The organism is Candidatus Omnitrophota bacterium (assembly GCA_026387175.1).
Lineage (GTDB): Bacteria > Omnitrophota > Gorgyraeia > 2-01-FULL-45-10 > 2-01-FULL-45-10 > CAIMPC01.
The window spans coordinates 96,022-107,634 of sequence record JAPLME010000006.1 but is presented as its reverse complement, the minus strand read 5'-3'; the positions used below and the strand labels follow the sequence as shown (position 1 = coordinate 107,634).

General features: G+C 47.4%; 10 protein-coding genes. All 10 read left to right on the top strand.

Translation table 11 applies throughout. The features are described from left to right. Nucleotides 1-4: 4 nt before the first annotated feature. The 10 genes from NTY76_02420 (at nucleotide 5) to NTY76_02375 (ending at nucleotide 11,609) form a co-directional block, all read left to right on the top strand. Nucleotides 5-1,168, top strand: coding sequence for an SGNH/GDSL hydrolase family protein (locus tag NTY76_02420; protein ID MCX5677942.1), 1,164 nt, complete (start codon nucleotides 5-7; stop codon nucleotides 1,166-1,168). Nucleotides 1,169-1,175: 7 nt separating this feature from the next. Further along, nucleotides 1,176-1,940 carry a methyltransferase domain-containing protein gene (locus NTY76_02415; GenBank protein MCX5677941.1) on the top strand — a complete coding sequence of 255 codons (765 nt, stop codon included), beginning with the start codon at nucleotides 1,176-1,178 and terminating at the stop codon, nucleotides 1,938-1,940. Further along, nucleotides 1,924-2,697 carry a polysaccharide deacetylase family protein gene (locus tag NTY76_02410; GenBank protein MCX5677940.1) on the top strand — a complete coding sequence of 258 codons (774 nt, stop codon included), beginning with the start codon at nucleotides 1,924-1,926 and terminating at the stop codon, nucleotides 2,695-2,697. The genes NTY76_02415 and NTY76_02410 overlap by 17 nt, the downstream gene beginning before the upstream one ends. Before the next feature lie 157 nt (nucleotides 2,698-2,854). Further along, entirely contained in the window at nucleotides 2,855-4,705 is a 1,851-nt protein-coding gene (locus NTY76_02405) for a YdcF family protein (protein MCX5677939.1), read from the top strand. 14 nt (nucleotides 4,706-4,719) lie between these two features. Beyond that, a complete protein-coding gene (locus NTY76_02400; GenBank protein MCX5677938.1) occupies nucleotides 4,720-5,226 on the top strand; it encodes a DUF4330 domain-containing protein in 507 nt (168 codons plus the stop codon). A gap of 298 nt (nucleotides 5,227-5,524) precedes the next feature. Next, the gene (locus NTY76_02395; protein MCX5677937.1) at nucleotides 5,525-6,697 is read left to right on the top strand and encodes a glycosyltransferase family 4 protein; all 1,173 of its coding nucleotides are present in this window, start codon (nucleotides 5,525-5,527) and stop codon (nucleotides 6,695-6,697) included. A gap of 7 nt (nucleotides 6,698-6,704) precedes the next feature. Further along, nucleotides 6,705-7,952 carry a radical SAM protein gene (locus NTY76_02390; protein ID MCX5677936.1) on the top strand — a complete coding sequence of 416 codons (1,248 nt, stop codon included), beginning with the start codon at nucleotides 6,705-6,707 and terminating at the stop codon, nucleotides 7,950-7,952. After that, the gene (locus NTY76_02385) at nucleotides 7,952-8,842 is read left to right on the top strand and encodes a class I SAM-dependent methyltransferase (GenBank protein MCX5677935.1); all 891 of its coding nucleotides are present in this window, start codon (nucleotides 7,952-7,954) and stop codon (nucleotides 8,840-8,842) included. The genes NTY76_02390 and NTY76_02385 overlap by 1 nt, the downstream gene beginning before the upstream one ends. Nucleotides 8,843-8,852: 10 nt before the next feature. After that, on the top strand, nucleotides 8,853-10,700 hold the full coding sequence (locus NTY76_02380; GenBank protein MCX5677934.1) for a glycosyltransferase family 39 protein: 1,848 nt from the start codon (nucleotides 8,853-8,855) through the stop codon (nucleotides 10,698-10,700). A gap of 6 nt (nucleotides 10,701-10,706) precedes the next feature. After that, nucleotides 10,707-11,609: a class I SAM-dependent methyltransferase gene (locus NTY76_02375; GenBank protein ID MCX5677933.1), complete on the top strand. Its 903-nt coding sequence runs from the start codon at nucleotides 10,707-10,709 to the stop codon at nucleotides 11,607-11,609. Nucleotides 11,610-11,613: the final 4 nt, after the last annotated feature.

The window sequence follows — 11,613 nt, the reverse complement described above, 5'->3', positions numbered from 1 at the left end:
ACGCATGGTAAATAAGCAGCATCCCCTGAAGATAGTTATCTTTTCGTTTATACCGTTAATACTGCTTGTCACCTGTCTTGAGCTTGGCGCGCGCACCTATTTCGCTCTTAAGTATAAGACCGGACGGTATCTTTCCTATGGTTTTGATGTGAGGCATCAGGGTGCCGGGAATAATGGGCCTTCCGAGAAGATCGTTATGTATGACAGGGTAAAGCATGAGATCATTAAAATGCCTGACGGCACGAAATATTGCAAGTCCAAGCCGGGAGTTTATAATCAGCGTTATGGATCCAGGGAATTTAAGGTAGCGGTCAACAGTCTTGGATTTAGAGGCAAAGAATTTTCGGCAGAAAAGCCGGATGGTGTTTACAGGATATTTTGCCTTGGTGGGTCTTCTACGGAAGGGCTTGAGGTCGAAGACGGAAACGATTATCCGTCTATACTCGAGAAAAAGCTGAATGCGATCGATCTGCCGGTGAGGGCCGAGGTTATGAACGCCGGTTATATGGGCAGCACATCAAAAACCATCCTGAGCCTTTTCACGAACGAAATTCTCAGATACCGGCCGGACCTGATAACTTTCTACGAAGCGTTTAATGATTATCATAGGGTGGATGACCTTAGCCCTGTCACGAGGCACTTTGCGGCGGTTCCGCATCTTTTCAATTTATTATATTCGAAGAGCCTCTTATTTTCGATCATAATAGAGAAGAATTGTATTTTTAAGAAAAAGGTGTATAGCAAAGAGCTTATTGCCAAGATCATGCGGGAGTTTTCGAAAAATCTGCGGGAACTGGTCGCGAAGGCCAGAGAACACGGCATAGGGATCATACTGGCTAAGCAGGGAACGGTTATAAAAGGATACGATATGTACTTCGACCCTAAGCAGGTAGAGGCCATTAGGGTAAAGGTGAATGCCGGACAGCCTGTGACGAGGGAAGATATCTATTACTATCTTCACGCGTTGACGCGGAACGCGATAGACGAGATCGCGCGGGATATGTCCGTAAAGACAGTCGATATTCACACTGAACTTTTGAAACACCCTTCCGAAGAAGTCTATTATGATATAGTTCATCTGACCGAGAAAGGAAACGAGGTCATTGCCTCGGGGCTTGTCGATGCGGTAAAAGAAGAGATCTCGAAGGAATTGCGGCTAAAATCATAGGTATATTATGAAAGAAAAAGTAATTAAATATTTTGATGACCAGGCTGTTGAGTACAACGGTAAATATGGGCGGATTAACGATCTGAGATCTTTTATATTTGCGGAAAGAAAAAGAATCGTGCTTACTATGCTTGGAGCCGATCGCAAGAGAATATTGGATATAGGATGCGGTCCCGGCGTATATACGGATGAGCTTTCCGGAAGGTGTGGCAGGCTGTATGGGGTCGATGTCTCAAGCGAAATGATAGCCATTGCAAACGGTAAAAAGTTCAGGAACGCCGAATTTTCCGTAGGAAACATAGAAAAGCTTGGGTTCCAGGATGGTTTCTTTGACGCTGTGGTATGCGCTGGGGTGCTGGAATATCTCGATAACGTTGAGGCCGGCATCAGGGAGGTCGCCCGCGTTACAGGGAAGAATGGTATCGCCATCTTCACCGCGCCGAATGCTTCCAGCATTACGAACAAACTCGATTATTATCTACGCGCGTTTCTTAAGGTCTCACGAAAGATAATCAAGGCGGACATCTCCGGGTCTTTTATGAATTACGATTTTGAGCCCAAGCTGCTTTGTGGAAAAGAACTGGAACTTTTATTAAAGAAATACGGTTTCAGGGTTGAGCGGACAGTGTTTCATGTCTTCAGGTTGTCCCTATTGAATAGGATAAATCCGAGGCTATCTCTTTATCTTTCAAAAAAGCTTAACTTTGTTTCGAGCAGATTTTTAGCCATAAATTATGTCGTAAAGGCCGTAAAAGATGGTGCAGCTCGTTAAAGACCTTATAAGCTTCCTCGCATATATTTTCATAACGCCGTTTTACCGTAAACGGAACGTCGTTCTCGTCTATCATTCCATCGGCGATATAGATCCTTCGTCGGATCCGCAAAAGATCAATGTGACGCCGGAGCGGTTTGAGGAACAGATGCGCTATCTCTCGACTTGTGGCAGAAGCTATCTACTTACCTTCGATGATGGATTCGAGAACGTTTATACAAACGCTTTTCCGCTGCTGAAGCGGTATGGCGCGCGGTCGATCCTGTTCATCACTACGGATTTTATCGATTCCAGGCTCGGATCCGATCGGCTTTTCAATAACGCTCAGCCGTTAAGGCCGTTAACATGGGCGCAGGTCAAGGATATGAGCTCCTGCGGCGTCGAAATCGGTTCCCATTCATGCACTCACAAGACGATGTCCGATCTGGATGAGAAGTCGGCCAGTCACGAGGCGTCGGCATCGCGGGAAAGGATAAGGGATATGGTGGGATGCGATGTCAGGTATTTTTCCTATCCTTTCGGCAGCCGAAGATCGTTCAATAAAGCCACCGAACGCCTGCTAAGGGACGCAGGATATTCAAAAGCGTTCACAAATATCATGGGTATGGATAATTCGGAAGAAGAGCCTTTCGTTGCCAGAAGGATACGGGTATACGGCACCGACAATATCTTTAGATTTAAGATGAAGGTATCGGGAGCGTATAACTGGGTAGATCATCTGCCGGGCATACTTGTTAAGAATAAATTAAAAAGTTAGATATTTGCTTTAAAATTCGCATCCGGTTGCCATTCTGCTAAAGCTCTCCGGCTATCCAATAAATAATATTTCTCTCATATCATATCTATATAATTAAATTGAGATATGATAAACAGTATGGTAAAATCACTTCCACTACAAATTTTGAATGGAAAACATGCAAAAACATCAGAATATTATATGCATATCAAGCATCGATTGGGATTTCATTTGGCAGGGCCATCAGGAGATCATGACGAGGCTCGCCAGAAGCGGCGATAGGGTGCTTTTTATAGAAAATACGGGCGCCAGGGCTCCTAATGTGCGGGATATCGGCAGGATACGAAGCCGCCTTGCCAACTGGGGAAAAGGGCTGCACGGCATCAGGAAAATAGAGGACGGCCTGTATGTCTATTCGCCGCTCGTATTGCCGTTTCCGTATTTGCGCCCCGCCAGATTTTTGAACCGCAAGCTCGTATTCTCGGTCCTCTTCAAATGGCTTAAGGCGGTGGGTTTCTCTGATCCGATAATATGGGACTTTCTGCCTACAGGATTGAGCCTGGACATAATCGAGAAGATAGACCCGAAAGTCCTTATCTATTATTGTATAGATTCCTTCCAGGTGAGCTCCAAGGGCGCTAAGAATATAAAGCGCACGGAAGAGAAGATGGTGAAGCGGTCGGATCTCGTATTCGTGACCAGCATGGAGCTTTTCAGATACTGTTCGCAGTGGAGCAAGAAGGTCCATTACTTTCCTTTTGGCGTCAATATTGAGAATTTCGCGAAAGCCCTGACCAATACCTCGCTGGTTCCGGAGGACATAGGGCGTATAGGGCATCCGATCGTCGGGTATCTGGGGGGCATCCATAAATGGATAGATTTCGATCTGGTGCGCACGGCGGCGACGCGCAACAAAGACGCCAACTTTGTATTCTGTGGGCCGATACAGACCGATACCTCACAGGTTAAGGATCTGCCGAATGTCTTTTTCCTCGGCCAAAAGGGACGGGATGAGTTGCCGCTATATGTGCGGGAGTTTGATGTCGCATTGATACCCTATAAGATAACCGAGTATACCAGGAACGTCTATCCGACTAAACTGAACGAGTATCTCTCGCTCGGCAAGAAGGTAGTTTCCACGGGTTTGCCGGAAGTCGTGAAATTCAACTCCGAGAACGGCGCCGTGGTAATGGTCGCCGAGTCAGCGGAGGCCTTTTCCGCGCAAGTGCGCGAAGCCATAGAGAAGCCCGTAAGCGAGGCCGAGCGCCAGCTTTTTATGGAGACGGCAGAGAAGAATTCGTGGGCCAACAAGGTGGCGCAGATGTCGGCCCTGGTGGAGCAGGTTGCGCAGGAAAAGGCAAAACAAAAAGATACGTTATGGAAAGCGAACCTGGTAAAGATATACAAAGGCACAAAAAGACGGTTTCTGCCGGTCGCTGCCGGGGCATTGCTCGTTTACGCCGTATTATTCCATACATCTCTCTTATGGTATATGGCAAACCCCCTGAAGATCAGCGATGCGCCCGCGAAGGCGGACGTGATAATGGTTTTGGGCGGCGGCGTAGGGGAATCCGGCAAAGTCGGACAGAGCTATGAAGAGAGAGTAGCCCTTGCTATAGATCTGTACAAATCACATTATTCCGACAAGATACTGTATTCGAGCGGATATAGCTTTATCATGCGGGAGGCGCAGGTCATGAAAGCGCTTTCTGTCGAGTTGGGAGTGAAGCCCGAAGCGATACTATTGGACGAATCCCCAGCCAATACCTATGAAATGATACTTCACTTAAAAGACCTTGCTGGGGCGAGGGGATGGACGAGCGCCATAATCGTAAGCTCTCCTTATCATATGTTGAGGGTGAAGCTGTTGTGCGATAAGTACCTGAAAGGAATGAACATTTATTATGTTCCCATAAAAAAAGGCAGCTATTACTCAAGGGAGCATGGCATTGAATTAAAACAGATAAGGGGCATACTGCACGAATATCTCGCTATTCTTTATTACAAAGCAAAAAAATATATCAATTAAAAAAGGGAGACGGTATGAAGGTTATCGATGAAAAGGGAAGGATTTTCGGACTGATAAATATCTTTGATCTGTTCGTTCTTTTCGTCATAGCCTTTATTGCGCTCTTCGCGTTTAAATGGATAAGGCTCGCCGATGATCCTTCATGGGTGAAGGTCGAAAATGTGCATATACGATGCGAGGCCGTTGCGTTGGTACCTGTTTTTGTGACCGATATCATGAAAGAGGGCGATGTGATGCGGGGTGCCGATGGGACTATTATAGCGCGCATAGAAAAGATACTCAAAGTCGAGCCTGTGGAGATGACGCTAAAAGATTCTGCCGCAGCCGGAGAAGCGAAGGCGTTTATTGACCCGACTTCTAAAAGAGTAACCGTTTTAATTGAAATGCTTGCGTATAAAAGGCTCGATAGCTTACGCATGTATGCCGGAGCGGGAGTGTTTAATATAGGCCTTGGGTTCAGTTTCGAAACAAAAAATTATAATGTCACCTGGACGGTCATAAAAGTGATTAATAAGGGCTGATCGGAAGATGGTATATCAGAAAATTGTTGCGGACAGCTTGACGTATAGGATAATGGTCGGCCTGTCAAGTTCATTTAGATCGGCCATATTTTATTCATGTACAAGAAATATCGCGGCCCCCATCCTGATCTACGCGCGCCACAACATTCTCTCTTCAGCCAGTTACGGATTTTTCACAGAGGTTTTTAATATGTGCCGGAAACACGCAGGGCTTATTATCGCGGGGTGGCTCTTGTGCTCCGCGATCTTCTACGTTATTTTTATCGCGTTCACTAAATTGATATAGGACCGAAGAACCATGGTTAAGATCCTCAGGATAATAACTCGGCTTAATATAGGTGGTCCGGCCATACATTCGATATTGCTGTCGAGCTCTTTAAACGGCAATGGATATAAGGATACGCTTGTTTGCGGAACGGTTAGCAAGTCGGAGGGAGATATGGGCTATCTCGCCAAAGACTATGGTGTAGAGCCTGTTGTCGTTCCCGAGATGGGCAGGGAGATATCATTAAAAAATGACCTCAAGACGTTTTTAAAGCTTTACAGCATCATGAGGTCCGAGAAACCCGACATTGTGCATACGCACACGGCTAAGGCGGGAGCGCTCGGCAGGCTCGCCGCGATATTCGCCGGCGTCCCTATAAAGATCCACACTTTCCATGGGCACGTCTTCGACGGTTATTTCAGTCCGCTGAAGGCCAGGATATTTGTTTGCGTAGAAAAATTTTTGGCGTTATATACGGACAGGGTGATAACCGTCAGCGAGGCGGTGCGCAATGATTTGATCAACAGACTGAGGGTCGCAGAGGAGCGGAAGAGCGTCGTCATACCGCTTGGTCTTGATCTTGGCAGGTTCCTTGAATGCGATAAGAACAGAGGCTGGTTCAGAAAAAGACTGGGTGTCGATGATAAGGTCATGCTTATCGGGATAGTGGGGCGCCTGGTCCCTATCAAAAACCATAAGATGTTTCTGAAGGCGGCGCGATCCGTATTAAATGAAAGACCCGGCGCCGATATCAGGTTTGTGGTAGTAGGGGACGGAGAGCTTAACCAGTTTCTTAAAGAGGAAGCGAAGGCCATCGGCCTGGAGCATCATGTCATATTTACGGGCTGGATAGAGGATCTGGCATCCGTATATTCGGACCTGGACCTGCTGGTGCTGACGTCTCTGAATGAGGGAACTCCAGTATCGTTGATCGAGGCCATGGCGTCGGCCAAACCCGTTATAGCGACCGCCGTAGGAGGCGTCGTCGATCTCGTCAAGGACGGCTACAACGGGCTGCTGGCCGATTCGAACGATCATGCGGATCTCGCCCGCAAGATCATCAGGTTGATGGATGACCGCTCCGGGCGGCTGGCGATGGGGGCGCATGGCAGAGAATCCGTCCGGACGAAATACTCAAAGAGCAGGCTCGCCGCGGATATAATGAAGCTGTACGAGGAGTGCCTGGAAGAGAAACATAAGGGATGATAGAACAATGAAAATACTTTTCATAAATCCAAATTCCGATTTTCTGATAAACGAGAAAGTATTTCCGTCGCTCGGGCTTCTCTACCTTATCGCGTATCTCAAACAGAACGGCTACAACGATATCTCTTACATCGATATGAATGACGAGAAGCCTCTTCCGGAATCTATCGACGCCGATATCGTGGGCTTTTATTCCAATACTCCGCAGTTTCCGACCGTTATGCGCCTGGTAAAGCAGGTTAAAAAGATAAACCGGGCCAGATCCCCGCTATATGTGCTGGGCGGCCCCCACGTTTCGGGCAAGCCCGAAGACGCTTTTAGCGAGTTCGATGTTGTGGTGAAGGGGGAGGGGGAGAGGGCTATCCTTGATATCGTACGGCGGGAAGAGGCCTCAACGGAGCAGTCTCAGGTAACCCAGTGCGACTATGCCGATATCAACAGCTTCCCGTTCCCGGACAGGGACACGATCGACATCAAGAGCTATCGGTATTATCTTGACGGTAAATTGACCACGACGCTGGTGACCTCGCGCGGCTGTCCTTTCGGTTGTAAATTCTGCGCGAATAACGCCTGGGGCAAGACCCTTAGGATGAGGAGCCCGCAGAATGTGTTCGAAGAGGTATCGTTACTGGTAAAGCGATACGGCTATGAGGCGGTCATGTTCTTCGATGATACGATGACGGTCGATAGAAAAAGGATGAAAGAGATATGCGATCGATTGAAGCAATTGAGCGTTATATACAGGTGCTTTATACGGTCTGATACCGTTGACGGGGATATATTGCGTAGGATGCGGGAATCCGGCTGCGTAGAAGTGGGCGTCGGGATCGAGTCGGGTTCCCAGCGCATACTCGATACGATCAATAAAGGCGAGACGGTAAAGAAGAACCTGGAAGCTATAAAGCTATGCCACAGATATGGTATCCGCGTGAAAGGCTTTTTTATAATAGGCCTTCCCGGCGAGAACAGGGAGTCGATAAAGGAGACGACGGATTTTCTGGAAGAGGCCGGTCTCGACGATATAGATATCACGGTCTATACTCCATATCCCGGATCGCTTATCTATAAGAATAAAGAGAATTTCGACATAAATTTTACCGACGATTATGACCATGCATGGTTCAAGGGCAGGCCCGGCGATTACACGACTAAGATATCTACGAAGGCCTTCAGCTCGGATGATATAATAAAGCTTCGCAATTCGATCGAGAAACGGTTCAAGAACCCCCAGCCGGCGAAGGCCCAGGTGAAGTGATGGCATATAAGATCAAATGCGATGTATGCGGTTCCGCGGAGTACCTTCCGCTTTATGATATGGACGGTAAGTATTCCATAATCAGGTGCAGCGGATGCGGGCTCTGGCTAAGTTACCCTATATTAAATAATGAAGAGATAGAGCGGGTATATGCGAAATATCATGAGGTATGGGGCATTGTCGGAAAAGATGAGGAGATGCACAGGAAGATGCGACATCTGACGTTCCGGTGCCTATTTAAGTCGCTTTCCCGATTTACGCCTCATCGCGGCCGGCTTTTAGATATAGGGTGCGCAACAGGTATATGCATGGAAGTCGGAGAGGAGTTCGGATGGGATGTCTACGGCGTGGACATATCGGAGGAGGCCGCACGCGTCGCAAAGGCCAGATTCGGTTCCAGGGTGGAGGCCCTTGATTTTGTGAGAGCGAAAGAGATGCCGTCGGATCATTATGATATGATAATAATGACCGATGTGCTGGAGCACCTTAACGGCGCCAGGATCGCGGTGGAAAAGGTGTATAAGATGCTGAGGCCCGGAGGGATAGCTGTTATAGTTACTGTAGATACAAGCAGCCTTTTCGCGAAGTTCACGGGAAAGAGATGGCCTTATATCCACAGGCAGCATCTTGTATATTTTTCGAAAAAGAACCTTAACGCTTTTCTCAGGACGATGGGTTTCAAGATACTGGGATTTAAAAGCGCTTTCAAATCGATAAATCCCTATTATGCCGGGGAGTATATGAGGCAGAAGAGCGAGGAATCGGCAAAAAAGAAGAGCAGCGCTGTAAGCCTTATGGAAGGCCTTATCGGACGCCTGCCTCCGCGGTTAAAGTATCATAATTTTATAATACCGTCAGGCGATATCGTCGCGATCGCCAAGAAAGGATGAGCCTCACGCAATGGCTATATTGAAAAAAAAGCATAGCTTGGATCCGGTTTCTTACGGCGCAGATCAGATAGTTTTCGGTATGGCGGCCTATCTGGTGATCTATATAGCTTTTATCATAATGGGCACGGCAGTCTATATAAACCTTCCCTTTAGAAAGCTCTATGTGCCTCTGGCGGGCTGGTCGGTCCTATGTCTTTACAGCGCTTTTCATTCGATTTTTTTCAAGACCGATTTTAAGACAAATCTGCACAAGATCATACCAATAGGCCTTGCCTTGCACCTCTCATTTCTAACATTAGATCTCAATGTCCAGATATCGGGCTCTTCTTATTTGTCCGGGATCTATTATCTTTATATCGGAACGGTCACAACTGTATTTCTTGCATCCATGTTTTGCGCCGGTTTTTTTCTTAGAAAGGATTTTTTCTTCATACCGCTCGTTATTGCGTCTATTCATTTGGCTGTGACATGTCTGCTTAAAGGATTTTCAGGGTATGTGGCCGCCGCAGCGGTTATAGCGGCTTTATTTGCTGCCATCACGCGCATAGACGGGTTGGCGCAACTTCTTTATACTAGGATAGTGTCGTTCTTCAAGGATGAGCGAAAGGTGATTGCGCTTCTTTTTCTGGTCGGCACGATAGTCAGGATCGTATTCGCGTTCCACATACTGAAGACCACGGGAGGAGGAAGCGTCTTTGTCGACTCGAGCGATGACGGCCGTACCTATAACGCAAACGCATGGACCATGGTAACGAACCCGGAGAAGATACTAAAAGGGGGAACCCTGTTTCCCGGTGTCTGGGAGCCGGGATATATAGTCCTCCTATCTCTTGTATATAAATGTTTCGGTCATAATTTTTACGCGGCTACATTCGTTCAAAGCCTGCTTGGAGGAGCGCTTTCAGTCTTATCCTACTATATAGCGAAAGAGCTTTTCGGGGTCAGGAGCATCTCCATATTAACGGCTTTACTCGTAAGTATGAGCCAGATACTGATAATGTATATGGTGGTGCTGGGTGGAGAAGCCCTTATATTGCCGCTATTAGCTGCGTTTGTCCTTTCGTATCTCCGATGTTTCAGGAAGCCCGATAATAGGCTCTACAGGGTGACCGCCGGCCTCGTCCTGGGGTTGCTCTGTATCACAAGGAGCTTATTCATGGCTCTGCCTGTCCTATTCTTCGTAACGGAGCTTTTTGCGGTGAATAAAATTACGTTTCGAAAGAAGGCCGTGAATACCCTTATCACCGTTCTCGTTGCGTCTTTTTTGATCGCCCCCGTAACATTTATTAATTACCTGAATGACGGTAAGTTCAATTTGGTGGTGAAGTCCGGTTTCAGGCTCGAAGCCTGCTGGAACGCTCAGAGCCCGTGGCCCGACAAAAGCCCGGATAACCGGGGACTTGACGCTCTGGGGGTCAATCCGTTTAAAGATCCCGCCGGTTCGTTACGCGTCGCACTGAAAGAGCCTGCGGCCGTAGCCGCTACAGCCTGCCGTATTTACACTAAAAGGTTCCTGAATTATTTTATATGGCCCTGCTTCGGGTTCTTCGACCCTATACTTCTCATTAATAATTCAAGGGTGCCGAACGTCTTTGCTTCAAGCATGGAATTTTACGTATATTTGATATTCCTGATAGGACTCTGGCTGGTTTTCCGGAAATCCCGTAAGCAAAAATCGATCTTTTTGATCTTTGCGGTCATATTTTACTCCATATTAGCCCATTGCTCGCTCATTACAATAGTGTCCGTCAGGTACAGGACGCCTATAGTGCCTTACCTGATGATGATAGGCGCTGTTGGGTTATACTATGTTTACCGTTTTTCAAGGCCGCCGACAGGGCCGGAATCGAAGAGATAATTCGCGATGGCTCAAAATAGAAGCTCAATAGACGAAAGCAGTATACAGTTGGAAACCGTACGATGCGGATTGTGCGGGAACGATGATCCGTCCCTGCTTTTGAAAGCGGCAAATATCAAACAGCGCTGCAAGAGAGAATATAATGTGGTAAGATGCGGGAAATGTGGGCTTGCTTTTCTGAGCCCCCGGCCATCCAGGGAATCTCTCCTCAAGTATTATTTGGAGGACGATCCGGAGAAGACGGAAAGAAAGCCGGCATTTTACGAAAAATTGTATTTTAATATTTTCAGGAAGATACCTTTAAGGCGGAAGGGATCGCTCCTTGATGTGGGGTGCGGCAGCGGCAGGTATATATATGTACTCAAGGCCCTCGGATGGGATGTTAAAGGCATAGATATCGGTTATACCGGGTATGGCAGGGATGTGCTGGGACTGGATATCCGTGAGGGGGACCTTGTGGACGCTCATTTTAAGCCCGAGAGCTTCGATGCGATAACATTCTGGTGGACGCTTGAGCATATGTACGATCCCTCGTCGGTGCTGAAGGAGGCCTACAGGCTGCTTAAAAAGGGCGGGGTTGCGGTCATCGGTGTTCAAAATATCGATTCGCTGGAAGCTCGCTTATTTAAGCGATACTGGTTCCATCTTTTTTTGCCTAAGCATCTCTACCATTTTTCTCCGAAATCGCTCACCGCGATTTTGAAGAAGAGCGAATTTGGAAAGGTGAAGATCCGGCATGATCTTTTTTCGTTCGGCACAATAGGGAGCCTGCAGTGTTTCCTGAATGCTCACGGCATTAATGTATCGTTCACGAACCCGCTTTTTTATGCGTTATCGCTGCCTATCGATGCAGTGCTGGGCATGATGAAGAACAGCGGGCTCATAACCGCATACGCTTACAAAGAATAAAGGA

What these genes read in the sequence shown, in the direction of transcription:
- NTY76_02400 (MCX5677938.1), top strand. Translation starts at nt 4,720, where the DNA reads ATGAAGGTTATCGATGAAAAGGGAAGGATTTTCGGACTGATAAATATC.
- NTY76_02420 (MCX5677942.1), top strand. Translation starts at nt 5, where the DNA reads ATGGTAAATAAGCAGCATCCCCTGAAGATAGTTATCTTTTCGTTTATA.
- NTY76_02390 (MCX5677936.1), top strand. Translation starts at nt 6,705, where the DNA reads ATGAAAATACTTTTCATAAATCCAAATTCCGATTTTCTGATAAACGAG.
- NTY76_02405 (MCX5677939.1), top strand. Translation starts at nt 2,855, where the DNA reads ATGCAAAAACATCAGAATATTATATGCATATCAAGCATCGATTGGGAT.
- NTY76_02380 (MCX5677934.1), top strand. Translation starts at nt 8,853, where the DNA reads ATGGCTATATTGAAAAAAAAGCATAGCTTGGATCCGGTTTCTTACGGC.
- NTY76_02415 (MCX5677941.1), top strand. Translation starts at nt 1,176, where the DNA reads ATGAAAGAAAAAGTAATTAAATATTTTGATGACCAGGCTGTTGAGTAC.
- NTY76_02375 (MCX5677933.1), top strand. Translation starts at nt 10,707, where the DNA reads ATGGCTCAAAATAGAAGCTCAATAGACGAAAGCAGTATACAGTTGGAA.
- NTY76_02410 (MCX5677940.1), top strand. Translation starts at nt 1,924, where the DNA reads ATGGTGCAGCTCGTTAAAGACCTTATAAGCTTCCTCGCATATATTTTC.
- NTY76_02395 (MCX5677937.1), top strand. Translation starts at nt 5,525, where the DNA reads ATGGTTAAGATCCTCAGGATAATAACTCGGCTTAATATAGGTGGTCCG.
- NTY76_02385 (MCX5677935.1), top strand. Translation starts at nt 7,952, where the DNA reads ATGGCATATAAGATCAAATGCGATGTATGCGGTTCCGCGGAGTACCTT.